This is a genomic window from Nitrobacter vulgaris (assembly GCF_031453995.1).
GTDB lineage: Bacteria > Pseudomonadota > Alphaproteobacteria > Rhizobiales > Xanthobacteraceae > Nitrobacter > Nitrobacter vulgaris.
This window is the reverse complement of record NZ_JAVDPZ010000023.1, coordinates 1-15,200: the sequence shown is the minus strand read 5'-3', so window position 1 is coordinate 15,200 and position 15,200 is coordinate 1. Positions and strand designations below refer to the sequence as shown.

22 protein-coding genes and 2 tRNA genes are annotated in these 15,200 nt (G+C 59.7%); 8 read left to right on the top strand and 16 right to left on the bottom strand.

What is annotated here, in order from left to right:
• Positions 1-10: 10 nt before the first annotated feature.
• The 9 genes from GGQ85_RS13905 to GGQ85_RS13865 all read right to left on the bottom strand — a co-directional run bounded on the left by GGQ85_RS13905 (position 11) and on the right by GGQ85_RS13865 (position 6,362).
• Positions 11-337: a hypothetical protein gene (locus GGQ85_RS13905; RefSeq protein ID WP_309775005.1), complete on the bottom strand. Its 327-nt coding sequence runs from the start codon at positions 335-337 to the stop codon at positions 11-13.
• Positions 334-864 carry a PA2404 family protein gene (locus GGQ85_RS13900; RefSeq protein WP_309775004.1) on the bottom strand — a complete coding sequence of 177 codons (531 nt, stop codon included), beginning with the start codon at positions 862-864 and terminating at the stop codon, positions 334-336. The genes GGQ85_RS13905 and GGQ85_RS13900 overlap by 4 nt, the downstream gene beginning before the upstream one ends.
• Positions 864-2,090 carry a PepSY-associated TM helix domain-containing protein gene (locus tag GGQ85_RS13895; RefSeq protein ID WP_374708895.1) on the bottom strand — a complete coding sequence of 409 codons (1,227 nt, stop codon included), beginning with the start codon at positions 2,088-2,090 and terminating at the stop codon, positions 864-866. Before GGQ85_RS13895 ends, GGQ85_RS13900 begins: the two co-directional genes overlap by 1 nt.
• A 355-nt stretch (positions 2,091-2,445) precedes the next feature.
• A complete protein-coding gene (locus GGQ85_RS13890; protein WP_309775002.1) occupies positions 2,446-2,940 on the bottom strand; it encodes a DUF3016 domain-containing protein in 495 nt (164 codons plus the stop codon).
• Positions 2,941-3,017: 77 nt separating this feature from the next.
• Positions 3,018-3,767, bottom strand: a complete 750-nt coding sequence (locus GGQ85_RS13885) for an energy transducer TonB (protein WP_309775001.1) — start codon at positions 3,765-3,767, stop codon at positions 3,018-3,020.
• A gap of 35 nt (positions 3,768-3,802) precedes the next feature.
• Complete coding sequence (locus tag GGQ85_RS13880; protein WP_158081532.1) at positions 3,803-3,952, bottom strand: hypothetical protein; 150 nt, start codon at positions 3,950-3,952, stop codon at positions 3,803-3,805.
• A 538-nt stretch (positions 3,953-4,490) separates the two neighbouring features.
• Positions 4,491-4,904, bottom strand: a complete 414-nt coding sequence (locus GGQ85_RS13875) for a GTA-gp10 family protein (RefSeq protein WP_079447130.1) — start codon at positions 4,902-4,904, stop codon at positions 4,491-4,493.
• 316 nt (positions 4,905-5,220) lie between these two features.
• Positions 5,221-5,294: transfer RNA gene (locus tag GGQ85_RS13870), tRNA-Gly, on the bottom strand.
• 414 nt (positions 5,295-5,708) lie between these two features.
• A complete protein-coding gene (locus GGQ85_RS13865; protein WP_079447132.1) occupies positions 5,709-6,362 on the bottom strand; it encodes a hypothetical protein in 654 nt (217 codons plus the stop codon).
• 603 nt (positions 6,363-6,965) lie between these two features.
• Between GGQ85_RS13865 and GGQ85_RS13860 the strand changes: the two genes are divergently transcribed.
• The 3 genes from GGQ85_RS13860 to GGQ85_RS13850 all read left to right on the top strand — a co-directional run bounded on the left by GGQ85_RS13860 (position 6,966) and on the right by GGQ85_RS13850 (position 8,359).
• A complete protein-coding gene (locus tag GGQ85_RS13860) occupies positions 6,966-7,142 on the top strand; it encodes a hypothetical protein (protein WP_158081533.1) in 177 nt (58 codons plus the stop codon).
• Positions 7,143-7,349: 207 nt separating this feature from the next.
• Positions 7,350-7,435 (top strand) — tRNA-Tyr (locus GGQ85_RS13855).
• 78 nt (positions 7,436-7,513) lie between these two features.
• The gene (locus GGQ85_RS13850) at positions 7,514-8,359 is read left to right on the top strand and encodes a TrmH family RNA methyltransferase (protein WP_309774999.1); all 846 of its coding nucleotides are present in this window, start codon (positions 7,514-7,516) and stop codon (positions 8,357-8,359) included.
• A gap of 64 nt (positions 8,360-8,423) precedes the next feature.
• Here the strand turns inward: GGQ85_RS13850 and GGQ85_RS13845 are convergent, their stop codons facing one another.
• The 5 genes from GGQ85_RS13845 to GGQ85_RS13825 form a co-directional block, all read right to left on the bottom strand.
• A complete protein-coding gene (locus GGQ85_RS13845) occupies positions 8,424-8,954 on the bottom strand; it encodes a hypothetical protein (protein ID WP_309774997.1) in 531 nt (176 codons plus the stop codon).
• A 47-nt stretch (positions 8,955-9,001) separates the two neighbouring features.
• Positions 9,002-9,445 carry a hypothetical protein gene (locus GGQ85_RS13840; protein ID WP_309774996.1) on the bottom strand — a complete coding sequence of 148 codons (444 nt, stop codon included), beginning with the start codon at positions 9,443-9,445 and terminating at the stop codon, positions 9,002-9,004.
• Positions 9,446-9,615: 170 nt separating this feature from the next.
• Positions 9,616-9,810 carry a helix-turn-helix transcriptional regulator gene (locus tag GGQ85_RS13835; protein ID WP_309774995.1) on the bottom strand — a complete coding sequence of 65 codons (195 nt, stop codon included), beginning with the start codon at positions 9,808-9,810 and terminating at the stop codon, positions 9,616-9,618.
• Entirely contained in the window at positions 9,807-10,166 is a 360-nt protein-coding gene (locus GGQ85_RS13830; RefSeq protein WP_309774994.1) for a hypothetical protein, read from the bottom strand. The genes GGQ85_RS13835 and GGQ85_RS13830 overlap by 4 nt, the downstream gene beginning before the upstream one ends.
• Before the next feature lie 57 nt (positions 10,167-10,223).
• Positions 10,224-10,355 carry a hypothetical protein gene (locus GGQ85_RS13825; RefSeq protein WP_309774993.1) on the bottom strand — a complete coding sequence of 44 codons (132 nt, stop codon included), beginning with the start codon at positions 10,353-10,355 and terminating at the stop codon, positions 10,224-10,226.
• A gap of 120 nt (positions 10,356-10,475) precedes the next feature.
• On the opposite strand from GGQ85_RS13825, the gene GGQ85_RS13820 reads away from it, so the two are divergent.
• Together GGQ85_RS13820 and GGQ85_RS13815 are read left to right on the top strand one after the other, a co-directional pair.
• A complete protein-coding gene (locus GGQ85_RS13820) occupies positions 10,476-11,510 on the top strand; it encodes a type IV secretory system conjugative DNA transfer family protein (protein ID WP_309774992.1) in 1,035 nt (344 codons plus the stop codon).
• A 74-nt stretch (positions 11,511-11,584) separates the two neighbouring features.
• On the top strand, positions 11,585-12,478 hold the full coding sequence (locus GGQ85_RS13815; RefSeq protein WP_309774990.1) for a replication-relaxation family protein: 894 nt from the start codon (positions 11,585-11,587) through the stop codon (positions 12,476-12,478).
• A 158-nt stretch (positions 12,479-12,636) separates the two neighbouring features.
• On the opposite strand, the gene GGQ85_RS13810 is transcribed toward GGQ85_RS13815, so the two are convergent.
• Positions 12,637-12,852 carry a hypothetical protein gene (locus GGQ85_RS13810; RefSeq protein WP_309774988.1) on the bottom strand — a complete coding sequence of 72 codons (216 nt, stop codon included), beginning with the start codon at positions 12,850-12,852 and terminating at the stop codon, positions 12,637-12,639.
• Positions 12,853-13,048: 196 nt separating this feature from the next.
• On the opposite strand from GGQ85_RS13810, the gene GGQ85_RS13805 reads away from it, so the two are divergent.
• Positions 13,049-13,693, top strand: coding sequence for a hypothetical protein (locus GGQ85_RS13805; RefSeq protein WP_309774987.1), 645 nt, complete (start codon positions 13,049-13,051; stop codon positions 13,691-13,693).
• A 33-nt stretch (positions 13,694-13,726) separates the two neighbouring features.
• Complete coding sequence (locus GGQ85_RS13800; RefSeq protein ID WP_309774986.1) at positions 13,727-14,227, top strand: hypothetical protein; 501 nt, start codon at positions 13,727-13,729, stop codon at positions 14,225-14,227.
• Here the strand turns inward: GGQ85_RS13800 and GGQ85_RS13795 are convergent.
• Positions 14,202-14,570 (bottom strand): IS1634 family transposase N-terminal domain-related protein, encoded by a 369-nt coding sequence (locus GGQ85_RS13795; protein WP_309774985.1) that lies wholly within the window; start codon positions 14,568-14,570, stop codon positions 14,202-14,204. The two genes, GGQ85_RS13800 and GGQ85_RS13795, sit on opposite strands and share 26 nt — an antisense overlap.
• A gap of 157 nt (positions 14,571-14,727) precedes the next feature.
• On the opposite strand from GGQ85_RS13795, the gene GGQ85_RS13790 reads away from it, so the two are divergent.
• Entirely contained in the window at positions 14,728-14,997 is a 270-nt protein-coding gene (locus GGQ85_RS13790) for a hypothetical protein (protein WP_309774984.1), read from the top strand.
• The last annotated feature ends 203 nt before the right edge of the window (positions 14,998-15,200 follow it).

Sequence of the window (15,200 nt, the reverse complement as noted above, 5' to 3'; positions counted from 1 at the left end):
CGGCATCCGCTCACTGAATGTCTTTGTAGTCGACGTCGAACGACTGGCCGGGGCCAGCGTCGAACAGCAAATAGAACTCGCCGTCAGGCTTGCGGAAGCTGACGGTCGAGTCGGTCCCGAAGCTTGTTTGCAGGATGATCGTCTCGTCGTAGCGAACGACGTCGAGCCTCACCCCGGGAACGCCGGTGCCGTCCGCGAAGCCGCCTTCGCAGCGCACCGTCGTCGCATCGATCATCTTGCAGATACAAAACGGCGGATGCGCCCAGGCAGCACCGATAAAGAAAGACACCGCGCCGAAGGTGGCGATGGTCAGTCCGCCTTTCCAGAGCCCCTTCATATCCGCCCCCTCTTCTCGAGCCAGGCCGCAGTCAAGGGCGAGGCTGTGCGGATCGGGATCGACGTCTGGTATCGCGCGCCGTCCCAGCCCTCGAACGTCACCCACAACATACCGTCAGCACTGGCCTTCTCCGGAATCCGCACTTCCGCAAACTGTCGATAAGGGGTACCCGAGAACAGCGCGCCCGCGGTACGAACGTTGCGCGGCTTGCCGACGCGCAAGTATGCCGCCTTCACCTGATCGACACAGGCCGGACACAGCGCCATGACAAAAGACTTGGTGTAACCCGCACGCCCTTCCGCCTCCGGTTCGATCAGCTTGAACTCGGCCATCCGCGCGGTCCACGGACCAACCACAACCTCGCCGATATCGCGCTCGCCGAGGCCCTTCTTGCCACCGAACAATGCATCTGCCTGGAAGAAGGCCGGCGCCGAAACGATCGGCACGATCAGCATCAAGGCGCTGAGATGGAATCGCCAGCGCTGCCACAGCGACGCATTGCGCGATGGGGATACGAGCGCCGCCATTACTCAGTCGCCTCCAGCCCCAACCGCACATGTCTGCGGTCGCGGACGATCTTCACTGTCTCGATCGCGGTGCGCCTGGTCCACACCATCATCCCGGAAAACACCAGTGTGGTCAGCGTCAGACCGAACAGCAGATAGATGAGCTTGAGCCACACGCCGGCGAAATCGCCGGTGTGCAAAGGCCGCATCGAGCCGGTGACGAGCTCGAGCGCGGAGCGGTCGGACACGCGCCGCGCCCGCTCCACCTTGCCGTTGTAGGGATTGACCTCCACCGTCTCGAAAATCAGCGGATAATTGCCGCGCCCACCGACGCTGATTTGGCCGTAGGCGCTGTCCGGGAGTTCCACGAAGCTGGGCTCAAGATCAGGCAACTGAGCATGCACGATCTCGGCCGCTTGCCCCAGCGTGATCCGCGGCGCCGGCGCGCCCTCGGCGACCACCGGCACGTCGGTGCCCGCCACCACGGGCGGCACACCTGCCGTTGAAATCGAAATGTGGTTGTCGCTGAGAATCGCCTGGATCAAAAACCAGCTTGCGGTCACCGCCATAATGGCGATGAATGGGATCGACCACACCCCGGCCAGCCGGTGCAGGTCGCCCCAGAAGATGCGCTTGCCCTTGCCGATGCGAAGGCGGGGCTGCAGGTAGGCACGCCAGAACCGCTTGTAGACGACGATCCCTGTGATCAGCGAACCAAGCAGTGGAACCGACAAGGCCGAGACAAAGTACCACCCAATCGGGAAGCTACTGTCGAACGGCATCAACAGCCAGCCGTGCAAGGCGCGCGTGAAATCACGAAAATCGAACGTGCCCTGCTCGCCCTGCACCACGCCAGTGTATGGATTGACGAACAACTTGGCGGAACTGCCATCGGGGCGTGTCACTTGCACCCCCAGGGCGAAGATCGACTTCACCGGCCGCGAGATGAATCTCACCCGCGCACCGGGCACCTCGCGCTCAACCGCCGCCAGTATCTCGTCATAACCGAGCAGCCGCGCGTCATTCGTGGGAGCATTGGCCCGCTCCATCGGAGATGCCAACCACATGATCTCCTGACTGACGGTCGCGATCGACCCTGTCAGACAAACGAAGAACAAAAAAGCCCAGATCGGCAGCGCAAGCCAACCGTGAATTACGAACCACAGGCGGGCACCTGAGGTCTTACGCGATGCGGTTCCATTCACTCCTGCTGTCCTCGGCGCGCTGGTTGTCCCGCCACGGGACATCCGCAGGTCAAAGAATGGCGACCCTATAGTTAGAGACGTTCGAGCAACCGCTTTTTGAACCCCCTCGCTACAAAATTTTTTGACGTCATGAGCTAACCAGTCGCACCCATCTTTTTTCTTCCAACCACTCCAGAAGCGGAACTTGGTGGACAAGGGCGCCGGTGTCGTAGTTACCGAACACGGAATAGTGCTTTTGATTCAGTAGATTTGCGGCGCCGTGGTCCTGGATAAGCGAATAGACGACGCCTTCCACAACCGTCACAATGACCTCGTCGGAGCGGCAACCTTCCCCTATCGCGGAAAAAGAAGGGTTCGCCCAGGTCCTGATAAAAGAAAGTGAAAAGGCACAGCCGCCTCAGAAACCCTGGCGACTAGTGGAGAAGGTACGCCGGAACCAGTCGTCCAGCAGTGCTTTCTCGTATACATACCGATCGCCCGAAAAGCGCGCCGACGGATTCATCTGGTAGTTGATATCGGTGAGCGTCTCTTCGCCACTTCGCATACGCCGGCCTCTTTCGGTCAATGCATAACGCAGTACGATCCTCGGTAGCGTGACGCCATTAACAATCCGGACGTTGTTGGGAGCAAAACGAAGCGGCTGTTGATAGCCAGCAAGATCGATATCGACGATATCTATGTTGAGATTCTGCCCAGGCGCGAGAAATCGCTTGCCGAGACGATCCAGATGAGCGCGGAAAGCCGCCTCTACCGACGCGCTCGAAGTATCGTATGAACCTGCATCGGTATAGCGGTCAGAATTGACGAAGCGCACGTTCACGCCAGCGTGGCTCGATGCCGGCGAAAGAATGATGACTGCGAGAACCGCAGCGATGCCAAGATTCCAGCGCATGGTTCACCTTTCGGCCCCCGTTGACCGAACATAAGCACGAATCCCGAAACCTTCCAGGCGCAATTGCCGAGACGAGTTCACATCCTGAAGCGCACGGGAACAACGAGTTGCACGACCTGCGCGGTGATCTCCGGCGGCACAGGGGGTAAAGGAGATGCGCGCACGATCATCGCGAAGGCTTCGTCGTCGAGTTCAGGAGAACCCGAAGAGCGCACAAGATGATATCGGAGCACCCGACCGTCGCGATCCATGCCGAAGCTCAAAAGCGCCGTCCCTTCAGTTCCTTTCATACGGGCCTCGCTCGGATAGCGCTTGTAGCGCTCCAGGTGAGAGAGCAGCCTCGCTTTCCAAGCATGCGAGACCCCGACGGACGCTTGATCGGTATCGCTCGCTCCCATCTCGGGTTGGTCAGGCACGCCGGTCGCGCCCATGATCGGCACACTCGTATGAGGCGGTGCGGAGCTTGCGGCTGGCGGAACAGGAGGTGCGCTTGCCTTGTGAACTAACGCCCGCTTCGGACTCGGCGCCGGCAATGCCACCGGCTTTTCTACCGCTTCTCCTTGTTCGGAAATCTCCGGCGGAGGGTCCTCGGCGAGCGTCGGCGGGGGTAATTCAGCGAGTTCCGCCGACGTTAGTTCGGCAACCTCACCGTGCTCGACGAAGGTTGAGCCATGGGAGGGAACAACGACGATCTCGACAAGGGCCGGACCAGGCTGTTCGCCGACCACCGGCTTGACCGTCGGATCGCAAACCAGCGTATACAAGATAGCGAAATGTGCAGTGAGCGCGATACACGATGGGATTCTCCGCGCAACAAGACGAGGCATCCAACCGCCTTGCATGATGGCGGTGGGGTTTCCCATCACGCGCCGTCCGCGACCAGGGATTTACGGTGATGAATTACATCGGCGCGGGTCAGCATGGCGGTAACACGTTGCGGAACGGCCATGACGATGGACGCACAAAGAGAATGACCATCAGCCGCGCGGACAGTTCGCATGATGGCGTGCATTCTTCGCTCTCCGGCCTGCGAATAATACAACGTCGCGCATACGCAGCCGCGCGCTTCTCACAGGGCATGGCAGCTACCTAGGCTGGGCATGTGCCGCCTTCAAGGCATTGCAAGAGCCAGCAAACTTGAATACCTCGAAAGTAATGAGGGCTTCTCTCCGCGACGCGGTCGGAGCGACACAGAATATTTCGCGATCGATTGCGAGCCTGGGAGCATCGCCGAGCCGCTTGCTGCCGGGATCAATCAAAGGACGTCGGCAAGCAACGAGATTCGCTTACGCGTGATAGCGCGGTGAAAATGGCAGAAGCGGCTCGAGATACGGTGGGTCGTCTTCTGGAACTGATGGACTGAAACCATCGGTAGCAAGGCTCATCAGTCATGCTCGCGACTGAGACCCATTCAAACGTCCGGCACGATGTTTCATCGTGCATCGCCTTTGTGATTGCCGAACCGTCGATGGTGATGCGCGACGCCTTATTCCTAACCCTGCCGAAACTTGAGCTATCAGCAAAGACCGGGATTCAAGCAACCATTTCCGTTATGCTTTCGCATCACCTGCATCGGCGAACAGCGCGGCAATGGTTTCCGATGCGATCAACGCGTTGGCTTCGAGGGGCTTACCGACGACGTGCTCATCAACAAGCGCGAAAGCTTCATCTTCGGCCATCCCGCCACCAATCAGCCCGAGGGTGATGACGTTCTCCACATCGGTCGCCGAATAGATCTTTTCAAGAAAGCGTCTGTGGCAAGCCGCCGGTGTGTCGCCGTATTGCCCCGCCAGCGGTGCCCTGCCTATGCCGAGACGGGCAATCGTGATCATCCTCGAGACCTGTTTCAATTTCGCTCCACCTGCGATCATGGCGAGGACCTTGGGGTCGTTCAAATTGAAGGTACGAACCTTGCCGGCAAAACTGATCTGGCGAGCGCAACGATTGGTGTTGTTTTTGGTCATCTCAAACCTCCTCGATTACTTTGGCAATTCGGCCTGCGATTCCAGCAACCCAGGCGGCGTTATACGAAAGCAGACCACACCGTCTGTGCGATATGTAGGTGAGGCGGCTCTTTATTCTATTGTGATGCTCTCCCGCCGAGCATCTCGCATCGGCTAACCACATGCCGTGTTCCGGGAGGATCAGGCGATAAGGCTGCTCCGGCTCACGGTTCGCCATATGTGGTCATGGGAGCAATTCGGCGATCACCTTCATTTTATCACGAGCGTCACCCACGCGCCGGAAGGGCTAACTCGTTTTCCTGCATTGAAATCCTTCTGGAGCGGGTGAAGGGAATCGAACCCTCGTATTCAGCTTGGAAGGCTGCTGCTCTACCATTGAGCTACACCCGCGCCCGCCGATCACCTATCACGTCGCGCCGGGACCCTCAACCATCCTGCAGCGCAATGAATATCCCGGAACGGACGAGCAAGGGTCTTAACATGCCGCGCGTTCGTGCCTATGATCTAGTTTCCAACAACAAACGAAAGGAGGTGATCCAGTGTCTTGTTCAGAGCGCTGTCACCTCGCTGGGATCGCCCGCTAGGCTTTTCGCCTCGTGGAGGGCGACTCAGCGCCCGGGCCAGCGAGAATAAACATCGGGGCGCGGCGGGACAGCTCGCCGCGCCTTTTCGCTACAACAGGTGGATGCGGTCGGGCACCTCGCCATATCAGCGCAGCTGGCCCTCTCAGCATTAATGTTCACGCTGACCGATCCGCGCCGCCAGCGTGGCCGTACGCCACGAGCGTCAATCGTTGAACCGACATCACCATCGCGCGTTGGCATAGTGCGTACGGCGTCGATGTTGACGGCGTGCCTCATGCCGTCCTCCGCTCCAGCCGCCAAGTTGGAAATGGCCACTGTCGGCATGTGCCCATTGCGCCCCCGCAACTAGCCCGCAGGAGTTCGCCAGCGCGATTTCGTTGTGGGGCATGCGTGGCCGCGTGACGTTGCGTCCGTACTGGTTGATATCGAGCGCCAATCCCGCCGGATGCAGAGAGCCATGCACACTTCCGTGCGCTCGCCAGCCTCCCATAAAACGGATCGGATAACCCTGCCGGTCGAGAGCCGACACCAGACATTGAAAAGCACCAGTGGCGCGGTTGGCAACATGCGCCTTGGCACCCGAGGCCGAACGGATCAAACCGACCGCTCTCCCCGCGCCCTCGGCCATGACCCGCGCAAGCCCGACGGGAATTCGTCTGTGCCCCTTGTGACGGACCCAGTGCCGGACAGCAACATGATGGGAATGCCAGCTGGCGTGCTCCGCCGAGTCATACTGCGGGTTCCAGTTGCCATAGCAGGGGCGCATCGCGTCGCATCCCGTGGTGGCAACCTGCCATTTCTTAGAAGAAGGTCTGGCCGATGAGGGTGTGGCAACAATGCAAATCATCGCCGATGCAATAAGCAGTCGGATCATCGTATCTCCCGGCATGCTGGAGTGAGGGGAACGCGGGAACTAAGCCCCTGCTCTGAAATGTCCGGCACGGAACCGCTGGTCATGGTGGCAGGTACCTAGGACGGGCAGCCATGCCCTGTCCAGCTAGACGCGAACAGGCGAATGAATTAAGATTGACGGTCGAGGTTAAATTGCTTGAATGAGCAGCACGACGACGTCGATTCTGCGGCAAAAAGTCGAACTGAATCAATTAGAAGAGACTACTGGCGGGAAACACGCCTAATCACGGCTCGTGCGAGCCAAGAAGATAATTCTGGCTCATGAAGTCTAGGCTCCACCAGCCGCAGACGTCCCATCCAATCCAGTTTAAGACATGAACGGTCAACCGGCCAATCGAGCCGGTGCCAAAACTGGCGTCCAAGACTTGGAATGCCGCCGGGGTCCCGCTCAAAAACTCGTAGACACAGCGCCCTCGCCGACCAGGCGCGGCCGCTTTGAGAATGCCGCCTTGCACCAACTCGCTAGCGGTTTTTCTCCTTCGCGCATAAGTAGGGTCAACAACACCGCACTGGCTTCAGGAAGGAGCATGCTTGAAACGGGCGATCGAGACGACGGAGGCGAACGATGAATGATTTTTGGGAATGGCGCAGTTCTTCGCGAGAATTCGATGGCAAACCTGACGATATCGGTGGAGGTCACGGGAGTGACCGCACCAGAAGGGGTAAACTCGGTCTGATTATCGGCGTGGTCATGTTCGTTGTTTTGGCCGTGATATTCGTAATTTTCGAATATGCGCAGTGAACCCGCGTCATGAGTCTTAAGCAACGGCCGGCCATTTCCACCATTGGATGCGTGGAAGTGCATCTTCTTGGCCAGCGCTCGGTTGACTTTGCCGGGGCGCTTCGCTCATAAACACGCGCAACCGCGCGCTCGGCATCCGGGCAGGTGCCTTTAATGTCATCCATGGTCGGTCGGGCCACTTCAGCAGGTGACATCCGATGGCGTTGCGGGGGAGTGTCCCGAGTGGCAAAGGGAGCTGACTGTAAATCAGCCGCCTTATGGCTTCGTAGGTTCGAGTCCTACCTCCCCCACCATTCCCAAGTTCACCATTCTCAAGTCTCCGATTGCTACGATTTTCTCGATAGATCCCGCACCCCCCGAGACAAACACACATGAGCGATCGTGATCGAGAACCGCGATTCCGGAGGGGTTCACGGCCTGGGAGTAGCCACGTCAAGGATTCTCACCGGAAGGGCCCACCAAGGCATGGTTCGGTGCGGAGGGCTCGCGAGACCGGCCCCGATGGCCCAGCGGTGCTTTACGGCTGGCATACGGTGACAGCCGCGCTGGCGAATCCCCACCGCCGTATCCGAAAACTGCTCCTTACGGAAAACGCCGCGCTGCGGCTCACGCATGAAAACATCAATACCCGGATCACGCCTGAAATCGTGCGTCCGAGTGCCATCGATCAGCGCCTCGGCCCCGACGCGGTGCATCAGGGATTGCTCGCCGAAGCCGATCCCCTACCCTCGCCTGACATCGAGATGCTGACGCAGGAAGGCATCGTGCTGGTGCTTGACCAGATCACAGACCCGCACAATGTCGGCGCGATCATGCGATCGGCCGCGGCTTTTGCGGTGAAAGCGATCGTCACCACGGCGCGCCACAGTCCCGAGGCCACCGGCGTGCTGGCAAAGTCCGCCTCTGGCGCGCTGGAGGTTGTGCCGCTGGTGCTGGTGCAGAATCTGGCGCGGGCGCTGACCCGACTGAACGACCGCGGCTTCATGACCGTCGGTCTCGACAGCGACGGTGGCGAAAACCTCGCCGCCATCCAGTTGCAGCAGCCATTGGCTCTGGTACTCGGCGCCGAAGGCAAAGGGCTGCGGCAGCTCACGCGGGACACATGCAGCGCGGTCGCGCGCCTCGACATGCCTGGTCACATCAAGAGCCTTAACGTCTCGAATGCCGCGGTGCTGGCGCTTTATATCGGCGCCAGCCATCTCGGCCTCATGCACTGACGGCACGAAGACGCCCGCTCGCACCGGGCATTGCGGGAACGTGTTTGTTTTTCAGGCGCGCCGATCAGTTCTCATGATACCACGCTGAATGACGGTAGTCATGATGTTGTCCCGATCCATAAATCACGCGCGGAAGAGCGGCGCGATCGCCATGGCGCGAAACATGGCCGTGATGCCGGGTACGATTCCAGCGATAGCTGTACACGACCGGGCCGGTCGCGGGCGCGCCATCATAGTAGTGATGCATGGCGTGGGCATAACGACCGCCGTCGTAAGGATAGAAGTAAGGACGACTGTAGGCATTCCATCCGGCAACGGCATTTTCCTGATAGGTCGGCACTGGTGCGAAATTGCCGGGACCGCTGAACACTGGCCCTTGATTGACATAATAGTACTGTGTCGGAGACGGCAGGCTCTCGTAGCCAGCGAAGCCGTAACCACCGTAATAGCCTGGATAATAACCCGATACGCAGGGGCTGTACGACAGGCATGGAGAGCATCCACTCGTGAACAACCCTCCACATGCCATTGCGGGCGCAACACTTGCGGCCACGATGGCCGCAACCGCGACCATCCCGGAAATCATTTGACGCATCTACTTTCTCCCGCTGTTTTCTTTGTTCGATTTGGGTCGTGTTGATCTCAACGAAAGTTTGGAGGCAAACCCGAGGGTCCGATCTTGGGCGCGAGGATCACCGGAGGCGGCATCTGCGGGATGTCGGATTGTGCGGGAGTTGGGTTTGAACGGGCCGACCACGACTGATGAAAGCTTTCGGCTCGCCGCGGTGGCTTGCGATTAGGCGGCGGCTCGATTTCGAGGCGGCCGTAACCGGGCGCGCGGCCAAGACTCGGATAATAATGACCGACATGCGGTTCATAGACGTAGCGTCCGCCGTACACCGTGGGCTGCGGTTGTATCCTCCGAGAAAGTCCCCAATCGCCCTCGACGACGGCATAGGACGCATCGACACCATTGATGATGATGGGAACGCCGGGACGTCCGGGAATCACAAACACCGGACCGCTGTCGGCCAGAGCCGTCAATGAGGTCCCGATCAAAATGGCCAGCACAAGTCCGATACGCATCACTGGACTCCGGATTATAGCAGAGCCTAATCGAACCAACGCCGGCAAGGGTTAAGGCCGCCGCCGAAACTTCCGGTAAGCCTAACGTCTCGGGATGCGCCGAGGTTCAAATGCGAACAATCCCGCCATCGAATTGTTAACGCAGGTCGCGCCTGCTCCCATCGTACGAGTTAGTCGCTCACGCTAAATATCTCTTCGATGATCAGGTTGAATAGGCGGGCGATTTTGAATGCCAGCGGCAGGCTTGGATCATATCGTCCACGTTCGAGTGCATTGATCGTCTGACGCGAAACGTCCAGTCGAGCAGCCAAATCAGCCTGTGACCAATTGCGTTGCGTACGAAGCTCCTGAATGCAGTTGTTCATCTGTAGCTCAGGTGGCCCAGAAGAACGCCCATGAGCCACAGGCCGCACAGCACCAGCCAAACAGTGAGGGCCGACAACCGTGGGAAGCCGGCATTTTCCAGAAAGCCGTAGCTGAACGTGGCGAGGGTCGTACCTGCAAAACCAAAAGCAAAAGCTTCCAGTTGCAGCCTGCGTTGCATCTCATCCGATCTGCGTGTGATTCCGACGATGGGCATGCATAGCAGAAGCGCCGGAATCATCGAGCCGAGGCTGATTGCGATACTCGCCGCTTTATCATCGATGCCCCGCGCAAGCAGGCGCAGCGAAATAATCAGGGTGATTGCGTAGGTCGCCATGCTCAACGCGGCGGGAATCATGTTTCGCGCTAGCTTGGTGTATGTGTTCTGGTCCATTGTCCGCATGTAAAGCTAGCTTTAAAGCGCGGCGCCGGGAAACTGATCGGCGCACGCGGCGGCGGTAGCATCGTCGGCGATCAGGAGGAACGGCCCGCGTGATGCGGCTTCCAGAACGCGCGCTGTCTTGTCGCCGGTACCGAGTAAGAGCATGGGCGCACGCGCATGGGCAAGTCCACTTATCTGCGCCACATAATCTGGGACGACCTGCATCGTGCGGCAATGGAGGAATGCTCCGTCGTCATCATCGACAGCAAGAGCATGGTGGACCACATGCGCAAGCTTGCGGTATTCGGCCCCGGGCAGCCGCTCGACGGCAAGCTCATCCTCATCGACAGCGACGTGCGCTTCCCGCTGAACCCGTTTTACATTGGAGCGGAAGCGAAAACACCGAGCCAAAAGGACGCGGGAAAGCAGCTAGCCAAAACCCTCATCACCTACATGCTCGCCAACCTCAACCCCGCGCCGGGACAGGAGCGCGCCCTTCCTTTCCTGGCGGAAGCGACGCTCCACTCCCGGAACAAGAGCCTTGAGCAGCTCCTGCGGTACGTGCAGATGGACCGGGAAGTTTTGCCCAGCGAGATAGGGAGCTTTCCGTCGGACGTGCAGGACTGGTTTCGGACGACGCGCAAAGGGCTCAACCCGGCGACGCTCGGCGGTCTCGACGAGCGGCTGACGAGCTTCATCAACCAGAAGCGGCACACGCCGCTTTACAAGAACCTCAACGCCGGCAGATGGGGCGATCAAGAGGGCAAATTCGACCTGTACGAGGAACTGCACCAAGGCGGCAAGGTGCTGCTCATCGATACCGACAATCAGAAGAACGACGACGAGGGCACGAACCTCCTGGGCCGCCTCTTCATCGCGATGCTCAGCGACGTGATGATGCGGCGCATGAAGCTTACGGAAAAGAAGCCGATTTACGTCTACATCGACGAAGCCGCCGATTACCTCACGTTCGACAAGAGCTTCATAAAGATATTTGCGAAAGCCGGCGAAGCCCGCCTCGGCATGACGGTGGCCTACCAGTACAAGGGGCAGGACGGCGTCGATGCCGAGATGGAGAAAGCGCTCAACAACGCCAGCATCCACTCGGAATGCATCGAACCGGGCACGGTCGACGTGGTTCTAAACAAGCGCACCAAGCTCACCCTTCCTATCAAGAAGTTCGAGTTCAAAGAGCAGGACAGGATGGACGAGGAGGATTACAAGCGGCTCAGGGCGGAGCTCGCCGCGAAGTACCCCTACAAGGCCCCGCCGCCGGCGCCCGACATCGACGACGAGCCGCTAACGCAGAAAAACCCGTGATAGGCTATGCCACATAGCCAACACGTGCGATCTGCGCCGATGACGGCAATACGCCGTCCGCCTATCCTCTCTTTATGGAGCGCCATTCAAACTACAGGACGACGGGAAAGCCCGAGTATACGACGGCCGGCAACGAGCGCGAGATCTCGATACTCAAGCTCCTCGCCCGCTACGACCTGCTGCCCTCCCGGTACGTCTACCACGCGCTCGGCAAGTACCACGGCACGCGCAAGGCGCTCACCCTGCTCTCCAAGGGCCATTACATCGGGTTTCCCGACCTGCCGCGCGAGGAGAAGCTGGCCTATATCCCGCGCAACGGCTTCGGCGTGTTCGAGCTGAAGCCCCGCGGCCGGATGCTCCTGGCCAAGCACGGCGACGTTTACGCGCATGGCGGCAACGACCACTTCAAGCACCGCTTGCTGCGGAGCGAGATCGAATACCTGCTCGACCGCGCCCCGTTCCAGGTGAAGGGGCCGGAGCACATCCTCGCGGATAACCGCTGCCCCGAGAGCACCCGGGACGCCTCCTATCCCTTCCGCATCGAGCACCCGAAGCTCGAGCCCGACATCACCCGCGGCTTCTCGGACGGGAGCCGCACGATATTTGCGCATATCGAAGTGGACCGCGGCACCGAGCCGGTGGTCAGCCAGAACGCTCGCCAGAGCCTGAAGTCGAAGGTGGAGCGGTACGCCGAGTATTTCCGCACCGGCGCCTATAAGAGCCGCTTCGGCTTCGAGGTGGCGCCGAGCGTGGCCTTCATGACGACGAGGCCCGATACCGCCTCGCTTATCGACCTTTTCCCTGAAAAGGGAAAAACGCGCTTCTACGCGCTCAGCATCAATCCGAAACTCCTGCCGACAGACAATCTCATCGTGCCGTGGCAGGGGAAGGACGGCACGCTCAACCTCATGGAGCTGTTAGGTGGACAACCACGAGAAGGCGCAGAGAGCCATGCAGCTCTCGCGTGAGATCAGGGAGAAGGAAGACGAGCTAACCCGCCTGTTCGGCGGCGAAGTTCAAAGGCAGAGAGCGCCGCAGCGATGCGGCACCTGCAACCAGGTCGGACATACGAAGGCGAATTGTCCCAACAAAGAAGCGAACCCCGGCATTTAGCCGGGGCTTTTTATCAGTGCTGGTCCGCGATGAAATCCTCGCAGCGCTCCAGCACCTTTATGGCGTTCAGCAGCTCGGCATGGCCGAGCTGGTCGCTGTCCTTCCAGTCGCCGGCTTCGTCCTTGTAGCTCTTGGAGAGCGTGACGTTGTAGAATTTCTCGTTCTGCCAGACGGTGGCCGTCACCAAGCCGATGCGAAACTTGACGACCGGCTGATTACCTTGCGGCATGTAAAGCTCTCTTTTCTCCTGCCATGAAGTGCAGGTGGCCCCGCCGAGTCATTTCTCGGCTTGTGCGCACAAGGCAGTTTTACCCGCCGGGGCCATCTTGCACTCCATGCTCCGACATCCGAACCGCTTCCGAAACCCATTGTACAATTGGAGGCGGACCCACGAACGGTCGTTATCCCCACCAGAGGAGGCGGCATTGCCCTTTATAAATTTCGCGGAGCTGAAGGCGGCTATCCCTATCGAGGACGCGGCGCGCGCGCTGCGGCTGAAGCTGACGCCGGACGGGGACGAATTCCGATCGCCCTGCCCGCACTGCGACAGCGACAACAAGCGCGCGATCAAGATAACGCCCGGCAAGGGCTTCTATTGCCACTCAGGCGGCCAGGAGGCGAGCGGCAGCGTCATCGACCTCGTCAAGCATGTACGCGGATACAAGACGCTCGGAGAAGCCGCCAAGTTTCTCCTGGAAGAGTTCGGCACGGTAGACAGTACGGTACACAGTGACAGTACTGTTACAGTTGGCAACAAGCGTGCCACCGTTCCCCCAGAACAGAAGCGGGAGCCAACCCGCTCATCCAAAAGAGAGACGGAGTTCGACGCCGAGGCGTTCCGCAAGAAGCTGAAGTACACCGGCGAGGTCGCGGCGCTGGGCTTCTCGGAAGACGACGCCGAGCGCTTCGACATCGGCTTCTACCGGGGAATGGTCTACGTCCCGGTCCGGCATCCAAACGGCTCGATCAGCGGCTTCATCGGCCGCGACCCCGAGACGGGGGAGCTGAAGCTCCCGCCCAAATGGCTCGAGGCCGGCAACGTGGTGCCCTTGCCTCGACGCACCGCATGAATTTAAGCTCCGCTTCGGCGGGGCTTTTTCCTTATGGTCAAATACGCACTCATGGCCGGCATCGCGTTCTGCGCATGCTTGTTCCTGTTAGGGGTCTACAAGCTCGCCTACTGCGACAAGGAGTGCCGCGACGCTAAGTGGGTGCGGGCCGAGCGCCAGCGCATCGCCGCGCTGCCCCCTCCTCCGCCGCCTTTGCCGCCGCACTCGAACGTGAATCAGACGTGCGACGGAGTCATTCACGAGAGGATCGAACGGCCCGGCCGATCCCGCAAATTTCCGAGCAACGCCCCGCGATCGGATTGGATGGGGGATCAATATACCAATCCCTGCGCCGTCTATTTCGAGATTCTGGAGGGTGTTATGGCTTTCGGCACGGACTACGGCGTTGGCGTCAACGGCTGGGACGAGCGCCCCGGCCGCACGCAGTGGCCCGTACACATAGATCTCGTCGCGGCAGCCACTAGACCTGCCCGATGGAGATATATCGTTTGCAGGGAGTGGCATCCCGTCATGAAGGAATGGAAGTGCCGGTAGACGGCTCTGGCGCCTCTTCATTATCGCCCGATGCCGCTTCGGATTCCGAAGCTGCGGGTGGCGCGCACGTAGCCTCCAAGTACCTCTCCGACGAGAACTTCGCTTCTTCCTTCAAGCGGCTTTGCCTCTCCGCGCCCGTTTCCCCGAACTCCGCGCGCTGCCTGTCTGCTATCGCTTCGGCCTTGCGCTCGGCGGTATCGAGCATCTGCTGCATCCGTATCTGCGGATCATCGGAGCGCCGCGCGCCCAGGTATCGCAGGACGCGCTTCTTCACCTTCCCGTTCTCCCTGTAGCTCTCCTCGATGCTCCAGTACTTTCCTCGCCGGCAAACCAGATGGGACAAGATCGCCTCCTCCTGCACGTCCAGCTTTCGTGTAAGAAAAGTTGATCCGGGATTCCAGAGGCGCAAACCGCAACAGGGTGCACCACGTTGCATCCTGCGGCGATCGACTCCCTGCCTTCATCGTTCGACACTCAAGTCTCCAAAAAGGAGAACCACGATGAACGACAATCCGAGAGCGAAGGGCTTCAATTACGGGATCGGCTGGGGATCTGCGCCGAAGCCGCCGATCTATGACAAGGCGCGGGAGCTGGCATTGGTGTTTAACAAGATCGCCAACGCGGCAGTCAAGAAGGCCTGGGCGCTTGAGATGGCCATACGCACGGTGCGCCTCGCTGAGACGGAAACGGAAAAGCGATGCGCCGTCGCAGCGCTCATCGAGCTGATGCTTCAGTACGAGCAGCCGCTGATGATGAAGGCAGCGGAATAAGCTTAAAGGGCCTCCTCTCCGGGGGCCCTTTTCTTTCCGGGTTATCATGAGCCGTGGAGGTGTTCCATGTCCATAATCCGCGAAGTCGAGCTGGAAGAGTTCGCTAACGGCTAGAACCGATCGACATTCAGGATTCCCAATCGGTTTGATCGCTGATTCATAGAGCTCCGTGATTCGTCACGGAGCAGATCATGGCGGCGAAG

Excerpts from the sequence above, each read along its gene's own strand:
- GGQ85_RS13905 (WP_309775005.1), bottom strand. The coding sequence starts at position 337 with ATGAAGGGGCTCTGGAAAGGCGGACTGACCATCGCCACCTTCGGCGCG.
- GGQ85_RS13900 (WP_309775004.1), bottom strand. The coding sequence starts at position 864 with ATGGCGGCGCTCGTATCCCCATCGCGCAATGCGTCGCTGTGGCAGCGC.
- GGQ85_RS13895 (WP_374708895.1), bottom strand. The coding sequence starts at position 2,090 with ATGTCCCGTGGCGGGACAACCAGCGCGCCGAGGACAGCAGGAGTGAAT.
- GGQ85_RS13890 (WP_309775002.1), bottom strand. The coding sequence starts at position 2,940 with ATGCGCTGGAATCTTGGCATCGCTGCGGTTCTCGCAGTCATCATTCTT.
- GGQ85_RS13885 (WP_309775001.1), bottom strand. The coding sequence starts at position 3,767 with ATGCCTCGTCTTGTTGCGCGGAGAATCCCATCGTGTATCGCGCTCACT.
- GGQ85_RS13880 (WP_158081532.1), bottom strand. The coding sequence starts at position 3,952 with ATGCACGCCATCATGCGAACTGTCCGCGCGGCTGATGGTCATTCTCTT.
- GGQ85_RS13875 (WP_079447130.1), bottom strand. The coding sequence starts at position 4,904 with ATGACCAAAAACAACACCAATCGTTGCGCTCGCCAGATCAGTTTTGCC.
- GGQ85_RS13865 (WP_079447132.1), bottom strand. The coding sequence starts at position 6,362 with ATGATCCGACTGCTTATTGCATCGGCGATGATTTGCATTGTTGCCACA.
- GGQ85_RS13860 (WP_158081533.1), top strand. The coding sequence starts at position 6,966 with ATGAATGATTTTTGGGAATGGCGCAGTTCTTCGCGAGAATTCGATGGC.
- GGQ85_RS13850 (WP_309774999.1), top strand. The coding sequence starts at position 7,514 with ATGAGCGATCGTGATCGAGAACCGCGATTCCGGAGGGGTTCACGGCCT.
- GGQ85_RS13845 (WP_309774997.1), bottom strand. The coding sequence starts at position 8,954 with ATGCGTCAAATGATTTCCGGGATGGTCGCGGTTGCGGCCATCGTGGCC.
- GGQ85_RS13840 (WP_309774996.1), bottom strand. The coding sequence starts at position 9,445 with ATGCGTATCGGACTTGTGCTGGCCATTTTGATCGGGACCTCATTGACG.
- GGQ85_RS13835 (WP_309774995.1), bottom strand. The coding sequence starts at position 9,810 with ATGAACAACTGCATTCAGGAGCTTCGTACGCAACGCAATTGGTCACAG.
- GGQ85_RS13830 (WP_309774994.1), bottom strand. The coding sequence starts at position 10,166 with ATGATTCCCGCCGCGTTGAGCATGGCGACCTACGCAATCACCCTGATT.
- GGQ85_RS13825 (WP_309774993.1), bottom strand. The coding sequence starts at position 10,355 with ATGCTCTTACTCGGTACCGGCGACAAGACAGCGCGCGTTCTGGAAGCC.
- GGQ85_RS13820 (WP_309774992.1), top strand. The coding sequence starts at position 10,476 with ATGCGCAAGCTTGCGGTATTCGGCCCCGGGCAGCCGCTCGACGGCAAG.
- GGQ85_RS13815 (WP_309774990.1), top strand. The coding sequence starts at position 11,585 with ATGGAGCGCCATTCAAACTACAGGACGACGGGAAAGCCCGAGTATACG.
- GGQ85_RS13810 (WP_309774988.1), bottom strand. The coding sequence starts at position 12,852 with ATGCCGCAAGGTAATCAGCCGGTCGTCAAGTTTCGCATCGGCTTGGTG.
- GGQ85_RS13800 (WP_309774986.1), top strand. The coding sequence starts at position 13,727 with ATGGTCAAATACGCACTCATGGCCGGCATCGCGTTCTGCGCATGCTTG.
- GGQ85_RS13790 (WP_309774984.1), top strand. The coding sequence starts at position 14,728 with ATGAACGACAATCCGAGAGCGAAGGGCTTCAATTACGGGATCGGCTGG.